Source organism: Bartonella rhinolophi (assembly GCF_036576165.1).
GTDB lineage: Bacteria > Pseudomonadota > Alphaproteobacteria > Rhizobiales > Rhizobiaceae > Bartonella.
Map to the genome: position 1 here is coordinate 111,072 of NZ_JBAFWY010000001.1, position 20,412 is coordinate 131,483.

Genomic DNA, 20,412 nt, shown 5'->3' on the forward strand with positions numbered 1-20,412 from the left:
CTCTATAAATAAAAGTGGACTGGTCTATGCGCAATAAACTTAGTAAATAATAAAGGAACTATGACAAGAGAAAGCCTATGATACAAGACACTGATACAAAATTAAGCGACGAAGAAATCAAGCGTTACGCACGCCACATCATTTTGCCTGAAATTGGTGGCGTAGGACAGCAAAAACTCAAAGCTGCACGCGTTCTTGTCGTTGGAGCAGGTGGTCTTGGTGCTCCTGCTTTAACTTATTTGGCTGCAGCGGGCGTTGGTACCCTTGGAATTGTCGATGATGATATCGTTTCGCTCTCCAATTTACAACGCCAAATTATTCACAAAACAAACACAATTAATCAACCCAAAACCGACAGCGCTAAGTCCACTATAAAAGCAATAAACCCCCATATTACGGTTGAAAAACACAATCTACGTTTGGATAAAGATAATGTGGATAAACTGCTAAACACTTACCACATCATTATCGATGGTAGCGATAATTTTTCTACACGCTACCTTCTCGCTGATCATGCTGCCCAGTGCGAAAAACCTTTGATAAGTGGCGCTGTAGAGCGTTTCAACGGCTCACTGACGGTGCTTATGCCTTATAAAGACAACAATCCTCACTATCGCGACTTATTTCCCAATCCACCAGATCCTGACACGATCCCAACATGTGCTACAACTGGAATTATTGGTGCTTTACCTGGAGTCATCGGAACACTACAAGCAATGGAAGCTATAAAACTTATTACAAACACTGGTGAACCTTTAGTAGGGAAAATTCTTCTCTATAATGGACTGTTAGCGCAATTTAATGTCATTACCTATAAACGGTCAGATTCTAGTGCGAATGCAGCAGTCAGCAGAGTTTGCGTATAAGGTTTTTGGGGACAAGAAAAAATACGATCAGCAGGACCATGCTCAACCATTTCTCCATTACGCATAACAATCACTTCATGTGCCAACGCTTTCACAACTTTCAGATTATGACTAATAAACAAATAGCCTAAATGATATTTTTGTTGCAAATGACGCAAAAGATCAATGATTTGCGCCTGCACACTTACATCAAGAGAAGAGGTTGGTTCATCCAGCATAAGAAAGCGCGGCTTAAGGATTATTGCACGCGCGAGAGCAATCCGCTGTCTCTGTCCACCAGAAAACTCATGTGGATAACGATGACGCGTAGAAGGATCGAGATCAACCTCACGCAATGCTGCAATGACACGATCATCGCGTTCAGAATAAGAAAGCTGGGATTCATGGATTAATAATCCTTCAGCGATAATTTCACTGATAGACATACGTGGAGAAAGAGAGCCAAAAGGATCTTGAAAAACAATCTGGATATGACGGCGTAAAGAGCGCATCTTCCTGAAAGTAAAGTTGCTAATGTCTATATTGTCAAAAGTAATTTGCCCTTTGGAAGACAACATCCGTATCAGCGCAAGCCCCAATGTTGTTTTTCCTGAACCAGATTCACCTACAACACCAAGCGTTTGACCAACACGAATTGTAATGTCTATATCCTGAACAGCCTTCACATAATCTATTGTTCGCCGCAATAAACCTTTTTTAATCGGAAACCAGACATTAACTTTCTTGCCTTGTATCAAAATGGGTGCATTCTCATCAACTTGAAGAGGATGACCTTTAGGTTCTGCTGCCAATAATTGCTTCGTATAGGGCTGTTGGGGATTTTTGAACAATCCGTCTGTTGAACCACTTTCAACAATTTTTCCTTTTCTCATCACATAGACACGATCTGCAATACGGCGCACAACAGCTAAATCATGGGTAATAAAAAGCATTGACATATTGTTGCGCTTTTTAAGTTGCATCAAAAGCTCAAGAATTTTTGCTTGAACAGTCACATCAAGTGCTGTTGTCGGCTCATCAGCAATCAATAATCGTGGGTTATTTGCAAGTGCCATCGCAATCATCACCCGTTGCCGTTGTCCACCAGATAATTGATGAGGAAATGAACTCAAACGTTTTTGTGGTTCACGAATTCCTACCTGAGTCAATAAATCAATAACACTTGTTTGTAGTGATTGATCTGATATATTTGAGTGCATTTTAAGAACTTCACCTATCTGGCGCTCTACATTATGCAAAGGATTAAGAGCGGTCATAGGTTCCTGAAAAATCATGGCAATATCTTTACCACGAATTTTACGCAAATCTTCTTCTTTCTGCTTCAATAAATCCTTATTGTTAAAAAGAATTTCACCCGACTGATAAAGCGTTTTCAAAAAAGGCAATAATTGCAAAATAGACAGTGCCGTTACCGATTTTCCAGAACCCGATTCCCCTACCAAAGCAACCGTCTCTCCTTCTTTAATCTCGAAAGAAACTTGTTCAATAATGTATTTTTTTTCTTCCGCTTGGTGGAATGCAACTGAAAGATCACGTACTGAAAGCAAATTTGTCATTTTAATGTCTTTCGCGGGTCAAAAGCATCTCGCGCAGCTTCACCAATAAACGCCAACAACGATAACATAACAGCAATAACAACAAACCCTGTAATACCAATCCAAGGAGCATTTAAGTTAATGGTAGCTTGCCGCATCAATTCACCTAAAGAAGCATAACCAGGAGGAAGACCAAACCCCAAATAATCAAGTGATGTAAGTAATGAAACTCCCGATGTTAATAAAAAAGGCATATAGGTCAAGGCAGCAACCATCGCATTTGGCAATAAATGCCTCACCATAATAGTGCTATTAGGAACCCCTAAAGCACGCGCAGCATCAACATAGGTAAAATTGCGCGCACGTAAAAATTCTGCGCGCACCACACCAACTAACGTTACCCATTGAAAAAGAAGCATAACTCCCAACAACACCCAAAAACCCTGTGCCAAAACTGCTGCCATGATAATAACCAAATAAAGTGATGGCACAGAAGACCATATTTCAATCAAGCGCTGAAAGATTAAATCAACCCAACCACCAAAATATCCTTGAACAGCTCCTGCTGTAACACCGATGATCGTGGAAATAACCGTTAAAAGAATGCTAAAAGTTATTGACACTCGGAAACCGTATAAAACGCGTGCAAAAATATCACGTGTCAGATCATCTGTTCCAAGCCAATTCCACTGATCTATTGTACATTCTGGATCAGCGCTTCCTTGAGCATAATTGACACAACGTTCTTCTTTACTTTGAAGCCAAAAAGGTGGCGCTAACGCTACAGTTCTATTTCCCATTACTGTGTTATAAGAATAACGCACCGGCGGCCATAACGCCCAACCATGTTGCGCAATTTCATTTTGAATAAAAGGATCACGAAAATCTGCTACAATTAAGCTTCCACCAAATTTTTCATCAGGATAATCAAAAAAAATAGGAAAGAGTAGCTCTCCTTTATAAGAAGCAATAATTGGACGGTCATTGGCAATAAATTCTGCCGAAAAAGAACAAAAACACAAAAATAAAAAGAACCATAATGACCACCAACCGCGTCGATTTTTCTTAAAGTTGCGCCAACGACGCGCATTCAATGGAGAAAAAAAAGGTTCTTTCTGCAACTTAGAACTATGCGCACTATCATGCCCTACTTCCTGCATCACAAATCCTTTTTATCAAAATCAATACGTGGATCAACTAGCATATAAACGACATCAGAAATGAGACTAACAATCAGACCAATAAGTGAAAAAATATAGAGAGACGCAAATACAACAGAATAATCACGATTGACAATAGACGTATAACTTAAAAGCCCCATACCATTTAACGAATAAAGCATTTCAATCAACAAAGACCCACTAAAAAATGATGCCATAAAAGTTGCAGGAAAACTGGCAACCACAACTAAAATTGCATTGCGAAAAACATGACCATAAAGAACTGAGCGTTCACTTAATCCCTTAGCGCGTGCTGTGGTGACATACTGTTGACGAATCTCTTCTAGAAAACAATTTTTTGTCAGCAATGTCGTTGTAGCAAAAGAAGAAATGATCATTGCCGTTAACGGAAGAACCAAATGGTAAAGATAATCTAATATTTTTCCCCCAAAAGATAATTGATCAAAATTATCAGACGTTAAATGGCTTAATGGAAACCAATTGAAAAAAGACCCTCCAGCAAAGAAAACCATTAAAAAAATACCAAAGAGAAAACTTGGAATGGCATAGCCAATGATGATAATAGCGCTTGTCCATACATCAAAAGCTGTCCCCTCTTTAAGAGCTTTACGGATTCCTAATGGTATAGAAATGGCATAAGAAATCAGCAATTGCCAAAACCCGAGCGAAACAGAAACGGGTAAAGCGCTTTTAATAAGCTCAATAACCGAACGCCCTTGTATATAAGAATCTCCAAAATCAAAACGCAAATAACGACCAAGCATTATCAAATAACGCTCCAAAGGCGGCTTATCAAACCCAAATTGCTTTTCCAGTTTGGCAATAAATTCTGGATCTAACCCTTGTGCACCACGATATTTAAAAGCCCCAGGAGAAGACTCAACTTGAGCACCATCCAAAACAACGTCAGAAGAAAGACCAAGATCACTTCCACCACCTAATCGTCCTACAGCGTCACCACCTATTCCTTGTAATTGAGCAATAATATTTTCAATAGGCCCACCTGGCGTAAACTGAATAATGATAAAGGTTACCGTTAAGATACCGATCAGCGTCGGTATAATGAGTAAAAGACGCCGAAGAATATAGGCTGTCATTTTTTATTTTCACCTTCTGACATAGTCGTCCGAATCAACTTTAAATAACGTATCAATAACAATTTTTTTGATAAATTCATGACAACAAGATTAAAAATAAAAACCAATCACATCCCTTCTCCAAAAGAGCATTTTTGATACAACTCAGTTTGGTTCACCTTCTTTGTTATCTACTGGCAAGGGAACAGGATGATCGGATAAACTCCGTAAATAAAGCAAAAGATCAGCACGCTCTTGGTCATTTTTGATTCCACGAAAAGACATTATTGTCCCTGGAAATGCTTCACGCGGCGATTGCAGATAACGATCCAAGGTCACAAAATCCCATCTTTGATCAGAGTTTTCACGCAAAACCCGTGAATAAGCAAAATTTGTTGTTGCTGCTAAAGGGCGATTGACAACTTCCCAAAGTGCTGGACCAACACGACCAGATTCATTACGCCCAGAGGTATGACATATAGCGCATCGACGAAAAATTTTACGTCCATTTTCAAGATCGCCTTGTTGAAGACGATCATTCAATGACAAAGAGAGAACCGACATTTTTTGCTCGTCCTTGAGCACATCCTTTTCTGTAATTTCATAAGAATTTTGAACCGGTGCAGAAGTATCACGGAACCAATCACTCATCATAAAGATTCCTGCAAAAATAATCAGCAACAATAGACAAGCACAAAAAAAATAAGCAGCTTTCAAACGACTCATAAAAATTCACACACCCACGTTTTTTCATTACCGTTTTCAGTTTAAGCTTTTTCTTTATAATACACAATATTACAAACGCATCACACACATAATATTTGATATTTGGAAATTTACGATGACTATTGAACCAATTATTCTCATCCCCGCCCGTATAGGCTCAACCCGTCTTCCTCAAAAAGCTCTCGCTGAAATCGCTGGAAAGCCCATGATTGTTCATGTCATTGAACAGTCAAAAAAAGCTGCATTAGGGCGTACTATCGTTGCAACAGATCATAATGATATTGCAAAAGCTGTTACATCTTACGGACATGAATGTATCATAACATGTGGTAATCACAAATCTGGATCTGATCGTATTTATGAAGCTTTAACCAATATTGACCCTGAAAGACGCTATAATGCCATTTTGAATGTACAAGGTGATCTCCCAACAATAACACCCAATGAAATCATAAGTGCTTTACGACCCTTAGAAAATAGCCTCACTGATATTGCAACCTTGGGTGCAAAAATTGTTGAGGAAAATGAAAAAACAGATCCGAATATAGTAAAAATTATTGGCACACCGCTTTCTCAAAATCGTCTTCGTGCGCTTTATTTTACCCGCGCAACAGCGCCTTATGGAAATGGTACTCTCTACCATCATATCGGAATATATGCCTACCGACGTAAAGCGCTTGAACAATTTGTAGCGCTCAAACCTTCTACACTCGAGCAACGTGAAAAACTTGAACAATTACGTGCATTAGAGCATAATATGCGTATCGATGTAGAAATAATTGATACAATTCCCTTAGGAGTAGACACGCAACGTGATCTTGATAAAGTACGTAAGATTTTAGCATGAAGATAACTGAAAAAACTAATAAAATCTCTTTTCAAGGAGAATACGGCGCCAATTCTCATATTGCTTGTTCCGACATGTTTCCCGATATGAATGCCGTACCCTCTACCACTTTTGAGGATGCACTCAATTTAGTAGAAAGTGGACAAGCTGATCTTGCTATGATTCCTATTGAAAATACTCTTGCTGGACGTGTTGCAGATATTCATCATCTTTTACCGCACTCATCCCTCTATATTGTTGGTGAATATTTTCTGCCCATCCATTTTCAATTATTAGTTTTACCTAGTGTTACACATGAAGAAATTGAAACGATTCACAGCCATACTCATGCCCTTGCACAATGCCGTAAAATCATACGTAATAATGGTTGGAAACCTGTCATTTCAGCCGATACCGCTGGAGCCGCAAAGTTTATAAAAAAAACCGCTAAACGTTCACAAGCAGCCTTAGCACCTCTTATGGCAGCAGAGCTTTATGGACTTGATATTCTTGAAAAAAATGTTGAAGATAGTCCCCATAATATTACCCGTTTTGTTATCCTTTCACGTTCTCAATGGAATGTACCCAAACCTCAAAACGGCGAAAAAATCATAACAAGCCTTCTTTTTCGAGTTCGTAATGTTCCAGCTGCCCTCTATAAAGCTATGGGAGGATTTGCTACAAACGGTATTAATGTGACAAAATTAGAAAGTTATCAAATTGGCGGAAATTTTAATGCAACACAGTTCTTTATTGATATTGAAGGACATCCTGAAGATCCTATGATGCAACTCGCTTTAGAAGAATTAGCTTTCTTTTCTGCAGAATTTCGCATCATCGGCATTTATCCAGCTAAAAATGATCGAGCACCGCACACACATATGAAGGACAATTAAATTGCACAATTCTTCTTCATTGAATACTAAAAAGGAGTTCGTATCCCTATACTTCATGGCATAAAATTAAGCTTAAAGGAAAAATTTTCGATCGTTCTTTCCATCTTTTTCATTTATTAACTTGATTTTTCATTTTAAATTGACAATATGCACTCGGGAGGTTGGTGGTGGACGAACTGCTCGCCAACTGGGTCAGGTCTGGAAAGAAGCAGCCCCAACGAGTTTTAGTGCGGGTCATTGTACCAACCTCCTATTTCATTGAATAAATCGTGTTTTTGTCGTTTTTCAGTAAAGCTTTTCAAGCTGCATAGAAGCATTCTATATTTGGCAAATAAAGAGGTTCTGATCATTTTTAGACAAATGATCCCGCTTCTTCAAAAAAATAAATTGATTGAGGAACAGTCCTTTTATATCTAAAGTACAATAATTAGTTTGTACTCTTGTGTTATGAAAATGCACTCAAAAGAACTTCAAAATTGGAATCATTGATGGAAAACGTGCCGGTAGAAACAGCCTATCGCGTTCTTGCTCGCAAATATAGACCTCAGAATTTCTCTGACCTCATTGGTCAAGAAGCAATGGTGCGCACCCTTACTAATGCCTTTGCAACAGGACGCATTGCACAAGCATGGATGCTTACTGGAATTCGCGGAGTAGGTAAAACTACAACAGCACGTATTTTAGCACGCGCGCTTAACTACAAAACACAAGATATCGACCAACCAACTACTGCATTGGATACACTAGGTGAACATTGTACACAAATCATCGAGGGACGCCATCTCGATGTTATAGAAATGGACGCAGCTTCACATACGGGAATTGATGATATTCGTGAAATTATTGAACAGATACGTTACTGTCCTGTTTCTGCACGCTATAAAGTTTATATTATTGATGAAGTGCATATGCTCTCAACACAAGCATTTAACGGCTTATTGAAAACACTTGAAGAACCACCAGCACATGTAAAATTTATTTTTGCTACGACAGAAATTCGCAAAGTTCCTATTACCATCCTTTCACGTTGCCAGCGCTTTGATTTACGGCGCATTGAATCGGCAGTTTTGGTCACTCATTTGCGCCAAATTGCTAAACATGAAAACGTGAAAGTGGAAGATCAAGCACTCTCCATGATTGCACGTGCCGCAGAAGGATCTGCACGTGATGCGCTATCCATTTTGGATCAAGCGATTGCGCATAGCAATGGCAATGTCAGTGCAATTACGGTACGCACAATGTTAGGGCTGGCGGATCAAGCACGTATTATTGATCTTTTTGAATTCATCATGAAAGGTGATATTGTAAGCGCATTGAATGAATTTCGCAGTCAATACGATTCAGGTGCTAATCCTCTCACTATATTAACGGAATTGGCTGATTTCAATCATCTAGTTACACGTTTGCGTTTTACACCAGAAATAGCGGAAGATTTTTCACTTACTGAAGGTGAGCGTTTAAAAAGCTTAAATTTTTCACAAAAACTTTCCATCCCCATTTTGTCTCGGAACTGGCAAATGCTACTCAAAGGCTTACAGGAAGTTAGTCAAACTGCTCGTCCACTTCAAGCTGCCGAAATGTTATTGATTCGTCTTGCTCACACTGCTGACCTGCCGACTCTTGATGAAGCTTTAAAAAAGATTTCGCAAGACAAAACACCCCTCACAATCGTTCCACAATCTTTTCACCAAGAATCCACGAGCGCAAATAATACGACAAAAGAAGCAGTTGCATCTGTTCATTCTTCATCACGCACTTTAAACACATCACCAAACCAACCCGATTTAAACACACCTTTGAGCAATCAATTAGATCACTCTTCACCAATGGAAAACTCATTGAAGATGCAAATTCCTGAAGATACAAATTCTTTTAAAATAAAAGAAATTTCTGAAACTTCTCAGTTTGCTAATCTTTCTGAAAATATTGCAGATTTACCGCATCCTACTCTGAAAACAGAAAAAGAAGTTGTTGGACAAAAGAACGTCATTATCGATTCTTTGCATGATATTGTTAAGTTAGCTGAACAATATCATGAAATTCCTTTTAAAGCGCTTATTACAGATTTTGTTCATCCTGTTTCTTTTGAGCCAGAACATATTACTTTAAGACTTTCTGAAAATGCTCCCAGTGCACTTGCAGATGACATAAAAAAAATGCTGTCTCAATGGATTGGAAAACATTACACTATATCCTTCATCAATGAAGGAGGAGGACCAACTTTAAAAGAGGAAAGTATGACTTTTGTACAGAAAGATCCTGATATCGCAACAATCCTCAATCATTTTCCAGGAGCAGAAATTGTCGATAATCGTCCGAATACACAAGCAAATGATCTTGATTTATCTCCCGATACCTTTAAAAATAAAAGTAATCAATAATAAATAAGGACACCTATTCTTATGCGCGATATGATGAGTATGATGAAAAAAGCTAAAGAAATGCAAGAAAAAATGCAGCAAATTCAGAAAGAAATGGTTAACTTGCAAGAAATTGGCACTGCTGGCGGTGGGCTTGTCAGTATTACTTTAAATGGCCAAAATACTATAACGGCGATCACAATTGATCCTTCACTAATAAAACCCGAAGAAACTGAAATTCTTGAAGATCTTATTATGGCAGCCTATAATGAAGCTAAAGCAAAAATTGAAACAGCTATAGCAGAAAAAACCCAAAGCATAACAGCAGGATTACCATTCCCATCAGGTTTCAAACTTCCGTTCTAATGAACAACATTTTATCTACCCCTCTTGGACAATAAATAGTATGGCTAAACACATTGCAGGATCTGAAATTGAGCATCTCATTCAGCTTTTAGCACGGATACCAGGTCTTGGTCCACGTTCAGCGCGCCGTGCTGCCCTCCACCTTATAAAAAAAAAGGAAATATTATTAGAGCCCTTAGGAGCAGCAATACAAGCTGCTGCAGATAAAGTCTGCATTTGTTCTGTTTGTGGCAATGTAGATACAGCTGACCCCTGTTCAATTTGTACAGATCCCCGCCGTGATGATACTACAATTATTGTTGTTGAAGATATTGCTGATCTCTGGGCTCTTGAACGCGCTAAAACTCTAGCTGCACGTTATCACGTATTGGGCGGACGACTTTCTCCATTAGATGGAATAGGTCCAGATGAACTCAATATCGCTCCCTTAGTACAACGTGTTGTAAACAGTCCAATTACTGAAGTTATTTTAGCCGTTAATGCTACCGTTGAAGGACAAACAACAGCGCACTATATCACTGATCAACTCTCAAATTTTTCTGTTAAAATTACTCGGCTTGCTCATGGAGTGCCAGTAGGAGGTGAGCTGGATTACCTTGATGATGGAACCTTAGCCGCAGCTCTACAAGCAAGAACCAATCTTTAAAATTATCTTCGCTTAAATTATAACCCTTTTTATTTGTCATTGTCTCTTAATGTATAGAAAAATATTCAAAATACTTAAGAAAAGGCTTTCCCTTCTGCGCGATTTTTGTCCTGGAATTTTAGTATGCTTGTTCATCTCCGTCTTAGCTTATGGTTTAGAAATAATTGAAAAACAGCTATTCGCAGAAAAATGGCTCGAAAGCCTTGTTTTGGCAATCTTATTAGGATCTATTACCCGTAGTTGTTTTACTTTGCCAATATATTTTCAAAAAGGTATAACTTTTTGTGCAAAAACACTTCTCGAAATTGTTATTGTTCTTTTAGGAGCCAGCATTAGCATCTACACAATTTTTTTAGTCAATTGGAGTTTACTTGTTAGTATTATATTTTTTACATTTATAACCCTTCTCATCAGTTTTGCCATCAGCCGATTTTTTGGGCTTTCTATGAATTTAGCAATACTAATTGCTTGTGGTAATGCTATTTGTGGCAATTCAGCTATTGTAGCAACTGCACCTGTCATCAACGCGAAACGGGAAGATGTAGCTGCATCAATTGCCTTTAGTGCTATTTTAGGGGTTTTTATTATCTTACTTCTACCCTTTTTACATCCACTGCTGAATTTGTCATTTAGTCAATACGGTGTACTTGTAGGCATGACTGTTTACGCTGTACCACAAGTTATAGCAGCAACAGCATCTGTATCTTTTATAAGCGTCCAAATTGCAACAATTGTCAAATTGGTGCGAGTGCTCATGCTAGCCCCTGTGATTTTTATTTTATCAATTATTTATCGTCGATCAACACAAACACATTTGCGTCTACACAATCTTGTTCCATGGTTTATTATTGGTTTTATTATCATGATGCTTATCCGTTCAAGCGGGTTTATTCCTGCAACTGTCATCAATCCCATCAGATTTATTGCACAGTTTTTTACTATCATCTCAATGGCAGCACTAGGATTAGAAGTTGATATCCGCTCATTAAAAAAGTCAGGATTGCGCGTTATTTTTGCTTCAATCTGCTCCATACTCATCCTCAGTATTTGTAGCCTTATTATGATAAAATCGATTAATCTACACCATATAGCTTGAGTACTCTGAAATATTTTTTCAATGTAAGCTCACAAACACTCTACAGATTTGCTCATATTACAACCTTTTCAGCAAACGAGATCCACCATAAAAACTTCTTTATCATTCCATACAAAAAAACCGAATGCGTCTTACTTTAATTAGCAGCAACTCCTAACTAAGTTGCATGTTGAATCGGTTTCTCAATACAATAATTATTCACAGCTAAATAGCACATGATATTGAGTCTATAACTCATTAAAAAACATGCTATTTTTTCATTTTCCATAATCAAAATCAATTTTCACAAAAAACTAATAGATATGCTATTGCTGGAAAAAACGAGGTTGCTTTTGGCTCTCAAACTTTTTTAAAGTGTTATAAATATATCAACGAAGTAAAATTACAGCTGGTTATATGCTTTACTTTTCCATTATTGTGGCAATTTCAATATTAGTAATTATATCTTTTTCTCTCTTTCCCCCACATCTGCAAGTGTCATACTAAATTTATTCTGAAAAAATCAAATATCTAAATGAACTTACAAAAAATGTTGCTACCAAAGCCATACTAAAATGAGTCTGGACAATGTGGCATAATTTTTACCATAAATTTGCTGCAGAAGAACATTTAAATGGATCAAGCTAAACGATAATTTTACCAAAATCGCTAATATGCAATTAAAAACAATCAATAGATTTGTTGTTAACTCCATACTAAATCGTGTTAAACTACAACATATTTTTTCTGATGCTACTTAACTATCCTGAACGAAAGCAGATCTTGATCATAAAGATTTTGGTCTTCAAAGAAGGAATATCAGCATACATATGTGCCTTACCTATATATAATTTGTGCTAACACTTAGCTGTCTGATTAAAAACAGAATAAAAGGTCATTTACGCGATACTATGATAAATATCAGAACATATGCACTAATAGAAAATAAAATAATACGCGAAAATATTTAAAAGTTGCGAAATAATCACAATATATCAGAAAAATAACAATTCCCCCCTCCTTTTTTCTCACCATATGATCATAATACAGTTTCGCGCAACAATTCTATGAAGGATATTATTTTAAATAAAAAAGACTAAAAAACACAGTAGGTCTTTTGTTTATCGTATTATTCAACTAAAATATTTTTATGCTTATTCTTGCCATAGACACTGCTTCAATTTATTGTACCGTTGCGCTTATTCGCCATCAATCCGTCATTGCCCATATCAGCGAACGCATGAACAGGGGGCATGCCGAAAGACTCATAGGACACATTGCACAAATAACCGACCAAGCCAATGTCACTCTCAATCAAGTTGACCGTATTGCTGTTAATATTGGACCTGGATCGTTCACTGGTGTGCGTGTGGGTGTTTCAACAGCAAGAGCTTTGGCATTAGCATTAGAAATACCAGCCGTTGGGGTAAGTGCACTTGAAGCATCAGCAGCACAGATAACCAATAAAAATAACGAATCAATAATTACTGTTGTCATTCAAGCTGGTAAAGACATGTTCTACTATCAAAATTTTAATGAAGATCTCACACCTTTAGGATTACCTAGCTTAAAAACAATCGGAGATATCATAAAAGATTTGCCTCCGCAAACGAGGATAACGGGGTCAGCAGCTGATATCATTGCGCTACACATTAAAAACCATAAAATAGATAAAAAAATCATATTAGATCAAACTTTATGCGAAGCAGCCGATATTGTAAACTATGCCCACCTTGCTGCTCAAAAACAGCCCCAAGGCTCACCTCGTCCACTTTATCTACGTAATGCTGATGCAAAACAACAAACTGATTTTGCCTTACCACGAAAAAAATAATGGCTAAATTTTCATTTACAAACAGGCATTTTTGGGTTGCCCCTCTACAAACTGATGACAGCGCTCTCCTTCATCAAATTCATCAGCGTTGTTTTGTCCCAGCTTGGGGAAAACAAACATTTGATAATTTTTTAAAAGATTGCTCTATCTTCGGATACAAAGTCTCTATTATTGGCCAACCCAATAAAATTTTAGGCTTTTGCCTATGCCGTCTTATTCTTGATGAAGCAGAAATCATCACAATTGCGGTTCACCCTCATTGCCGTCGACAAGGGATTGGCTATTTGCTTATCGATAGCACACTTCGGCACCTTCATCACGAACGCGCTATAAAACTATTCTTAGAGGTAGAAGAAAATAATCTTTCTGCTTTAAGCCTTTATCAGCGTTTCGAATTCCAAAAAATTGCTAAACGTCTTGCTTACTATCCATCAAAGGATAACCGCACAGATGCAATTATTATGCAAAAAACTTTTACGCAAACAGATTGAGTTTCACACAAAAAAAGTTTAGAATGCGTTATGAAACAAGCAAATCCTAAAAATTCACTCCCTGTTACTCCGAAAAAGGTTTTTATTAAAACTTATGGATGTCAAATGAATGTTTATGACAGCCAACGGATGAATGATAGTCTTAGTTCACAGGGTTATGTTACCACACAAACACCAAATGATGCCGACCTTATTCTTGTGAATACCTGTCATATTCGGGAAAAAGCAGCAGAAAAGCTCTATTCTGATCTTGGTCGCTTGCGAATGATACGTCAAAAACGCACACCTGACAAACCTTTAATGGTCGGAGTAACTGGTTGTGTTGCACAAGCTGAGGGAAGTGAAATTTTGCGCCGCGCGCCAACAGTGGATCTTGTTATTGGTCCGCAAATGTATCATCGTTTGCCAGACTTGTTAAAACAAGCCCAACAAGGAAAAAAAATCGTTGAAACAGACTATGCTGTTGAGGATAAATTTGCTCATTTACCGCCTCATAATAAAAGTGCCGTAAAAAAACGAGGTGTTAGTGCGTTTTTAACTGTGCAAGAAGGTTGCGATAAATTTTGCACTTTTTGTGTTGTACCTTACACACGGGGTGCTGAAATATCGCGATCAGTTGAACAAATTACTGAAGAAGCTCGCCAACTCATTGAAGCTGGTGTCAAAGAAATTACACTTCTTGGACAAAATGTAAATGGTTGGCACGGACAAAGTGCTGACGGAAAGACTTGGCGGCTTGGCGATCTTCTCTATCATCTTGCAAAACTGGATGGTTTAAAGCGTCTACGTTACACAACTAGCCATCCTCGTGATATGGATGATAGCCTTATTGCTGCTCATCGAGATCTTGATATATTAATGCCCTATCTGCATCTTCCCGTCCAATCGGGCTCAGATCGCATTCTAAAAGCAATGAATCGTCAACACAAAAGTATTCATTATCTTAAGCTTATCGAAAAAATTCGTACAGCTCGACCCGATATTGCTTTTTCAGGTGATTTTATTGTAGGATTTCCAGGAGAAACAGATGAAGACTTTGAGGAAACCATCAAGCTTATAAAACAAGTGCAATATAGTTCAGCCTATTCTTTCAAGTATTCGCCTCGACCTGGAACAATTGGTGCAGCAATGAAAAATCATATTGATGAAACTGTAAAAGATACTCGGCTCCAACATTTACAAGTGTTGCTTCTTGAGCAGCAACATGCGTTTTTGCACTCTAAAGTTGGTCAAACAACCAATGTTCTCATCGAAAAAGCTGGTCGTCACTCTGGGCAAATGATAGGTCGCTCACCTTGGCTTTTACCTGTTGTAGTAAATACAAAATCCTCTACAGGCACGGTGATGAAAATTCAGATTAAAAATGCAGGATCAAACAGTTTTGTAGGTGAAGCAGTAAATGTATAAGTGCATCTTTAACGTTTTTAAAAACATAAATTATAGAAAATTATTTTATTTTTGAATTAAAGTGATCGCATCTAAAGTTTATAAAATTTATTTAAAAAAGTGTGTGACACTTGTGGTAGATATGGGAGAATAGGTTGAAAATCTCAACCGAAAACGTGAAGCGTATTAAAGAAAAAATAAGGCCTTGTCCTGAAAATACCGGTAACTCAGAAAAAGCACGTGCATCAGGTGTTAACCATATTGTTTTAATTTTTGAAAACAATAAATATGCAAAAGCAGTATTTGGTCAATTCGACGAAAACCTTACTTATATTGAACAAAAGTTTGATATTAGTATTTATCCACGCGGCAATGAAGTTTCAATCCATGGGAAGGTGGCTGCTACGAGGCGTGCACAATATGTATTACAGCAGCTTTATGAACGCGCCAAAACACATCAAGAGCTCACTTTATCAGATATAGAAGGAGCGATTGCTATGGCAAATTTTTCTCAAGAGCCTCAAGAATTGCTAACAATAACCCAACCTGCGACAAAGCATATACCAGCACGGTTGAGTACCCATAAAAAAATAATCCATGCCCGAACCCCGACACAAGATACTTATATACGCGCAATGGAACATACTGAACTTGTTTTTGGTATAGGTCCAGCAGGGACAGGCAAAACATATCTCGCTGTTGCACATGCTGCAGCGCTCCTAGAACGCGGTGTCATTGAACGAATCATCCTTTCACGTCCTGCCGTTGAAGCTGGGGAACATCTAGGCTTTCTTCCTGGTGATCTTAAAGAAAAAGTTGATCCGTATTTGCGACCACTTTATGATGCCCTCTATGACATGATGCCAGTCGAAAAAGTAGAACGCATTCTAGCTTCTGGTGTCATAGAAATTGCTCCTCTTGCCTTCATGCGTGGACGAACACTTGCTCATGCAGCTGTTATTCTTGATGAAGCACAGAATACCACCCCCATGCAAATGAAAATGTTCCTCACGCGTCTTGGAGAAGGAACGCGAATGATTATTACTGGTGATGTCAGCCAAATTGATTTACCCGCAGGACAAAAATCAGGTTTAATTGAAGCAATCCGCATTCTTTCACACGTAGACAATATTGCAATCATTCGTTTTAATGAAAAAGATGTTGTGCGTCATCCTCTTGTTGCTGCTATTGTCCGTGCTTATGATAACGACGTTGGTGCACAAAATAAAAAATACCACTCTCATCCTCTTCATCAAAAAAATAAATTCGAATCATCATGATTACTATTGATATAACTATTGAGAACCCTGGGTGGAATGATAAGCAAATGCTTTATAATATCACTGAAAAAGCGTTAAAAACTACAATGCGTCATGTTTCATTGGAGAATGTTGTAAGTGAAGTTAGTCTGCTTTTTACGGATGACAAACACATGGCGCAAATCAATGCACAATGGCGCAATAAAAACAAACCTACTAATGTGTTGTCCTTTCCTGCTTTTCCTCTTAAAGCTGGACAACCTCCTAGACTTATGCTTGGTGATATTGTCATTGCACGAGAAACTGTTGCGCTTGAAGCCAAGAAGGAAGGAAAATCATTCGAGGATCACTTAACGCATATGATTGTTCATGGTGTTCTTCATCTTCTTGGCTATAATCATGAAATAGCCGATGAAGCTCAGCAAATGGAAAAGCTTGAAAGAGAAATTCTTCAAAAGCTTTCCATAAAAGATCCCTATATTGAATTGCCTTAAAAGGATAGGATTAACTTTTTAAATCAATACGACAACCATACAATTTAAATCACCTTATGCATCTGGTATAAAAAGAAAATTTAGAATATTTGAGAACTATGGCAGACAAAGTTAATGCACAAAATAACAGTCACACATCTTCTAATATTGAAGGGCATCCCTCTCAACGAACAAATCATACAGAAAAAAACTCCCTGATGAATCATTTATTTTCGTTCTTACGTGGCCGCAATTATACATCATTGCGCGATGATCTTACCACTGCACTGGCTACTGACAATGAAAAAGACGCGTCTCTCTTCTCACCTGAAGAGCGTATTATGCTTCACAATATCTTACGCTTACGCGAAGCACGCGTTGATGATGTTATGATTCCACGTTCTGAAATTGAAGCGTTAGAAATAAACACCTCTCTTGGAGAAACTCTTAAATGTTTTGCAAAAATTGGTCATTCTCGCATACCTGTTTATGCTGAAACCTTAGATGATCCAAGAGGAATGATTCATATTCGTGATATCCTTAATTATATAACGCACTTTATTACCAAGTCATCCCAGATCGAAAAGACATCTGATTTGTTTCAGTTAAACCATACAGATTTGCATATTCCAATTGGCGAACTAGATCTGATTCGAACAGTTCTCTTCGTTCCTAGCTCCATGCTAGCAAGCAAATTACTAACGCGTATGCAAGCTACACGAACACAAATGGCCTTGGTTATTGATGAACATGGTGGCACAGACGGCTTAGTTTCTATGGAAGATATTGTCGAGCTAGTCGTTGGCGATATCGAAGATGAGCATGACAATGTTGATAATGCTATTGTGCGCGAACCTAATAATAAATGGCTTGTTGATGCGAAAACGGAGTTAGAAGACGTAAAAAAAGCTCTTGGCCCTGACTTTATCGTAGGAGAACATGGTGATGAAGTCGATACCATTGGTGGTTTGATCGTTTCTATTCTTGATCGTATTCCTACAAAAGGTGAAGTCATTAAAGCCGTGCCAGGCTATCAATTCCGTATTTTAGAAGCCGATAAACGTCGAATTAAGCGATTGCGCATTTTTCGTATCTCGGAAAATGAAAATTTTAAGCAAAATGTTATTTCTAAAGAATAGCCGAGTATCTTTTAATAGCTTCATGCTTTTCTTGTTTGCTGTTACTGGCTGGAGACGGCAAGCAATAGTGTTTTTGTGTGGTGCATTTACATCTTTTGCACTTCCACCCTTTTGTTTCACGCCACTCTGCTTTTTAACTTTTCCCGTCTTTATTGTCTTTCTTGACAAAATAAGTGCCATTCAAAACAATAAAAAACGCCTTCTGACTTATGCTTTAAGTTGTGGAATCTTTGGCTTCAGTTATTTTATTTGCAGCCTTTGGTGGCTGGGAAATGCTTTATTGATAGATCCAGCTACTTTTGGCTGGGCAGTACCATTTGCTATTCTTTTCCCTCCTCTCTATCTTTCTCTTTATTGGTTTTGTGCTGGTTTTATTGTTGGTTTGTTATGGACAAAGGGAATAGCACGCTTCTTTACCTTAGCTTTTGCACTAGGCTTAGCAGAGTGGTTGCGTGCTATTCTGTTTACAGGATTTCCATGGAGTGCTCTTGGTTATACAGCTATGCCAACCCCGATACTCATGCAATCAGATGCCATAGTAGGGCTTTACGGAATGAATATTCTTGCTGTTTTAGCTTACAGTTTACCAACTGTTTTCTTAACGAATGAAAAAAAGAAATTTGCACTTTTTCTCTGCCTATCCCTTATATTAACCCACAGTGGTTTTGGACTTTATCGCCTCAACACAGCACCTAACACAGCTGATTACAAAAAAAGCAATTTTTGGGTACGTATCGTCCAGCCTTCTATCACGCAAAACGCAAAATTGAATAACACTGTACCAAAAGCTATATTAGCAACTCATATGAATCTAAGCTCTACGCCAACAGCCAATCACAAACACGAACCCGACTTTATCATATGGCCTGAAGCATCTGTTCCCTATATTCTTAATGATTCGCCCGCTCTTGCAGTGCATATTGCTTCTCTTCTCAAACCTGAACAATGGGCTATTATTGGAGCTGTACGCACCGATAATAATTCTCTTAATGCTCGAAAAATACAGCATTTTAATACGATTGCAGTGGTTAATGCAAAGGGTGATATTCTTCATACTTCCGATAAACTTCATCTAGTTCCTTTTGGTGAATATCTTCCTTATCAGAATTTGTTGAATAAAATTGGATTGCATGCCCTTGCTGATAATATAGGTGGATACAGTGCTGCTAGTGTACGCAAAACTGTCACAATGCCAAACGGGTTTTCTTATCTTCCGTTGATTTGTTACGAAGCGATATTTCCTAATGAAATGACTTTTAAAGGCTCTCCTCCTCAAGCAATTATTAATATTACAAATGATGCATGGTTTGGCGTTACACCTGGCCCATACCAACATTTTCAACAAGCACGGTTGCGCGCAGTTGAACTAGGGATTCCCCTCATACGCGCAGCCAATAATGGGATATCAGCTGTTATTGATTCTTATGGGCGAATCGTTGTAGCTCTTAAGCAAAATGCTATTGGCATCATCGATTCACCAATTCCATCACCTATTTCTCCTACATGGAGCAACAAATACAGAATATTCTCCACTTTCATCTTATTCATTCTTATGCTATTGTGTTGCGCTGTTTTTGGTTTTACAAAACAGTCTAAATAATCAATTGCCCATGTATATGATATTGCACCTTGCATATCAGTGACGTTGGGAAAAAATATTACATATTCTCTTAATTGTGTGATAGACTGACCTCACATAAATCTGATGTTGGTTTGGAAGTAAAGCGCTGAAAATGAAGAGTTGCATTATGACCGATACTAAAAAAAAGCCCGATCCTATAGATATTTATGTCGGAACCCGTATTCGTTTACGTCGTAATATTTTAGGACTTACCCAAGAAAAATTGGGGGAAAAATTAGGCATCACTTTCCAACAAATCCAAAAGTATGAAAAAGGTACAAACCGTATTGGTGCAAGTCGTCTTCAAGCGATTGCAGAAATTATGGATGTGCCTGTTTCTTATTTTTTTGATAAAGGCATTGCTACCCAACATATAGAAGGTTTTGCTGAAAGCGATAGCAATTTTATGGATTTTTGCTCCAGTAATGAGGGAATCCAACTTATGCGAGCTTTCACTAATATCTCTGATGCCAAAGTACGTCGAAAAATTATTGATTTGGCTAAAGCACTGTCTGAAGAAGATTTGACAAACAAACTATAAAATAAAAAAATTATATCCTTTTCCTTTATCACTTCATAAATCAACATTGACGATTTGCCATGGGATTGGCAAATAGACAGTCTTAATAAACATTAATAGAATATAATTTTCTTTT

19 protein-coding genes and 1 other RNA gene are annotated in these 20,412 nt (G+C 37.9%); 16 read left to right on the top strand and 4 right to left on the bottom strand.

Translation table 11 applies throughout. The features are described 5' to 3' along the window. Positions 1-77: 77 nt before the first annotated feature. A complete protein-coding gene (locus tag V5N67_RS00420; protein ID WP_332059758.1) occupies positions 78-866 on the top strand; it encodes a molybdopterin-synthase adenylyltransferase MoeB in 789 nt (262 codons plus the stop codon). Here V5N67_RS00420 and V5N67_RS00425 read toward each other — a convergent pair. The 4 genes from V5N67_RS00425 to V5N67_RS00440 all read right to left on the bottom strand — a co-directional run bounded on the left by V5N67_RS00425 (position 812) and on the right by V5N67_RS00440 (position 5,384). After that, complete coding sequence (locus V5N67_RS00425; protein ID WP_332059759.1) at positions 812-2,422, bottom strand: ABC transporter ATP-binding protein; 1,611 nt, start codon at positions 2,420-2,422, stop codon at positions 812-814. The genes V5N67_RS00420 and V5N67_RS00425 overlap by 55 nt on opposite strands. Next, a complete protein-coding gene (locus tag V5N67_RS00430; protein ID WP_332060282.1) occupies positions 2,419-3,561 on the bottom strand; it encodes an ABC transporter permease in 1,143 nt (380 codons plus the stop codon). The genes V5N67_RS00425 and V5N67_RS00430 overlap by 4 nt, the downstream gene beginning before the upstream one ends. Continuing rightward, positions 3,561-4,679, bottom strand: a complete 1,119-nt coding sequence (locus tag V5N67_RS00435; RefSeq protein WP_332059760.1) for a microcin C ABC transporter permease YejB — start codon at positions 4,677-4,679, stop codon at positions 3,561-3,563. Before V5N67_RS00435 ends, V5N67_RS00430 begins: the two co-directional genes overlap by 1 nt. A gap of 144 nt (positions 4,680-4,823) precedes the next feature. Continuing rightward, entirely contained in the window at positions 4,824-5,384 is a 561-nt protein-coding gene (locus V5N67_RS00440; RefSeq protein WP_332059761.1) for a c-type cytochrome, read from the bottom strand. A gap of 115 nt (positions 5,385-5,499) precedes the next feature. Between V5N67_RS00440 and V5N67_RS00445 the strand changes: the two genes are divergently transcribed. The 15 genes from V5N67_RS00445 (at position 5,500) to V5N67_RS00515 (ending at position 20,297) form a co-directional block, all read left to right on the top strand. Next, positions 5,500-6,231 carry a 3-deoxy-manno-octulosonate cytidylyltransferase gene (locus tag V5N67_RS00445; RefSeq protein ID WP_332059762.1) on the top strand — a complete coding sequence of 244 codons (732 nt, stop codon included), beginning with the start codon at positions 5,500-5,502 and terminating at the stop codon, positions 6,229-6,231. After that, positions 6,228-7,106, top strand: coding sequence for a prephenate dehydratase (locus V5N67_RS00450; protein WP_332059763.1), 879 nt, complete (start codon positions 6,228-6,230; stop codon positions 7,104-7,106). Before V5N67_RS00445 ends, V5N67_RS00450 begins: the two co-directional genes overlap by 4 nt. 156 nt (positions 7,107-7,262) lie before the next feature. Next, an RNA gene (gene ffs, locus V5N67_RS00455) (signal recognition particle sRNA small type) lies at positions 7,263-7,360 on the top strand. A 234-nt stretch (positions 7,361-7,594) separates the two neighbouring features. Continuing rightward, complete coding sequence (locus V5N67_RS00460) at positions 7,595-9,487, top strand: DNA polymerase III subunit gamma/tau (RefSeq protein ID WP_442879215.1); 1,893 nt, start codon at positions 7,595-7,597, stop codon at positions 9,485-9,487. Positions 9,488-9,508: 21 nt separating this feature from the next. Further along, the gene (locus tag V5N67_RS00465) at positions 9,509-9,832 is read left to right on the top strand and encodes a YbaB/EbfC family nucleoid-associated protein (protein ID WP_332059766.1); all 324 of its coding nucleotides are present in this window, start codon (positions 9,509-9,511) and stop codon (positions 9,830-9,832) included. A gap of 40 nt (positions 9,833-9,872) precedes the next feature. After that, positions 9,873-10,478: a recombination mediator RecR gene (gene recR / locus V5N67_RS00470; protein ID WP_332059767.1), complete on the top strand. Its 606-nt coding sequence runs from the start codon at positions 9,873-9,875 to the stop codon at positions 10,476-10,478. A 70-nt stretch (positions 10,479-10,548) separates the two neighbouring features. Continuing rightward, the gene (locus tag V5N67_RS00475; protein ID WP_332060283.1) at positions 10,549-11,574 is read left to right on the top strand and encodes a YeiH family protein; all 1,026 of its coding nucleotides are present in this window, start codon (positions 10,549-10,551) and stop codon (positions 11,572-11,574) included. 1,129 nt (positions 11,575-12,703) lie between these two features. Next, positions 12,704-13,387, top strand: coding sequence for a tRNA (adenosine(37)-N6)-threonylcarbamoyltransferase complex dimerization subunit type 1 TsaB (gene tsaB, locus V5N67_RS00480; protein WP_332059769.1), 684 nt, complete (start codon positions 12,704-12,706; stop codon positions 13,385-13,387). Then, complete coding sequence (gene rimI, locus V5N67_RS00485) at positions 13,387-13,878, top strand: ribosomal protein S18-alanine N-acetyltransferase (RefSeq protein ID WP_332059771.1); 492 nt, start codon at positions 13,387-13,389, stop codon at positions 13,876-13,878. Before tsaB ends, rimI begins: the two co-directional genes overlap by 1 nt. 30 nt (positions 13,879-13,908) lie before the next feature. Continuing rightward, positions 13,909-15,285, top strand: a complete 1,377-nt coding sequence (gene miaB / locus V5N67_RS00490; protein WP_332059772.1) for a tRNA (N6-isopentenyl adenosine(37)-C2)-methylthiotransferase MiaB — start codon at positions 13,909-13,911, stop codon at positions 15,283-15,285. Between the two features lie 134 nt (positions 15,286-15,419). Continuing rightward, the gene (locus tag V5N67_RS00495) at positions 15,420-16,544 is read left to right on the top strand and encodes a PhoH family protein (RefSeq protein WP_332059773.1); all 1,125 of its coding nucleotides are present in this window, start codon (positions 15,420-15,422) and stop codon (positions 16,542-16,544) included. Continuing rightward, entirely contained in the window at positions 16,541-17,017 is a 477-nt protein-coding gene (ybeY, locus tag V5N67_RS00500) for an rRNA maturation RNase YbeY (protein ID WP_332059774.1), read from the top strand. Before V5N67_RS00495 ends, ybeY begins: the two co-directional genes overlap by 4 nt. Positions 17,018-17,115: 98 nt before the next feature. Next, positions 17,116-18,135 carry a hemolysin family protein gene (locus tag V5N67_RS00505; protein WP_332059776.1) on the top strand — a complete coding sequence of 340 codons (1,020 nt, stop codon included), beginning with the start codon at positions 17,116-17,118 and terminating at the stop codon, positions 18,133-18,135. After that, positions 18,098-19,735 carry an apolipoprotein N-acyltransferase gene (gene lnt, locus V5N67_RS00510; RefSeq protein ID WP_332059777.1) on the top strand — a complete coding sequence of 546 codons (1,638 nt, stop codon included), beginning with the start codon at positions 18,098-18,100 and terminating at the stop codon, positions 19,733-19,735. Before V5N67_RS00505 ends, lnt begins: the two co-directional genes overlap by 38 nt. 148 nt (positions 19,736-19,883) lie before the next feature. Beyond that, the gene (locus tag V5N67_RS00515; RefSeq protein WP_332059779.1) at positions 19,884-20,297 is read left to right on the top strand and encodes a helix-turn-helix domain-containing protein; all 414 of its coding nucleotides are present in this window, start codon (positions 19,884-19,886) and stop codon (positions 20,295-20,297) included. The last annotated feature ends 115 nt before the right edge of the window (positions 20,298-20,412 follow it).

Coding starts and splice junctions, on each gene's coding strand:
- V5N67_RS00420 (WP_332059758.1), top strand. CDS start 78: ATGATACAAGACACTGATACAAAATTAAGCGACGAAGAAATCAAGCGT.
- V5N67_RS00425 (WP_332059759.1), bottom strand. CDS start 2,422: ATGACAAATTTGCTTTCAGTACGTGATCTTTCAGTTGCATTCCACCAA.
- V5N67_RS00430 (WP_332060282.1), bottom strand. CDS start 3,561: ATGCAGGAAGTAGGGCATGATAGTGCGCATAGTTCTAAGTTGCAGAAA.
- V5N67_RS00435 (WP_332059760.1), bottom strand. CDS start 4,679: ATGACAGCCTATATTCTTCGGCGTCTTTTACTCATTATACCGACGCTG.
- V5N67_RS00440 (WP_332059761.1), bottom strand. CDS start 5,384: ATGAGTCGTTTGAAAGCTGCTTATTTTTTTTGTGCTTGTCTATTGTTG.
- V5N67_RS00445 (WP_332059762.1), top strand. CDS start 5,500: ATGACTATTGAACCAATTATTCTCATCCCCGCCCGTATAGGCTCAACC.
- V5N67_RS00450 (WP_332059763.1), top strand. CDS start 6,228: ATGAAGATAACTGAAAAAACTAATAAAATCTCTTTTCAAGGAGAATAC.
- V5N67_RS00460 (WP_442879215.1), top strand. CDS start 7,595: ATGGAAAACGTGCCGGTAGAAACAGCCTATCGCGTTCTTGCTCGCAAA.
- V5N67_RS00465 (WP_332059766.1), top strand. CDS start 9,509: ATGCGCGATATGATGAGTATGATGAAAAAAGCTAAAGAAATGCAAGAA.
- recR (WP_332059767.1), top strand. CDS start 9,873: ATGGCTAAACACATTGCAGGATCTGAAATTGAGCATCTCATTCAGCTT.
- tsaB (WP_332059769.1), top strand. CDS start 12,704: ATGCTTATTCTTGCCATAGACACTGCTTCAATTTATTGTACCGTTGCG.
- rimI (WP_332059771.1), top strand. CDS start 13,387: ATGGCTAAATTTTCATTTACAAACAGGCATTTTTGGGTTGCCCCTCTA.
- miaB (WP_332059772.1), top strand. CDS start 13,909: ATGAAACAAGCAAATCCTAAAAATTCACTCCCTGTTACTCCGAAAAAG.
- ybeY (WP_332059774.1), top strand. CDS start 16,541: ATGATTACTATTGATATAACTATTGAGAACCCTGGGTGGAATGATAAG.
- V5N67_RS00505 (WP_332059776.1), top strand. CDS start 17,116: ATGGCAGACAAAGTTAATGCACAAAATAACAGTCACACATCTTCTAAT.
- lnt (WP_332059777.1), top strand. CDS start 18,098: ATGAAAATTTTAAGCAAAATGTTATTTCTAAAGAATAGCCGAGTATCT.
- V5N67_RS00515 (WP_332059779.1), top strand. CDS start 19,884: ATGACCGATACTAAAAAAAAGCCCGATCCTATAGATATTTATGTCGGA.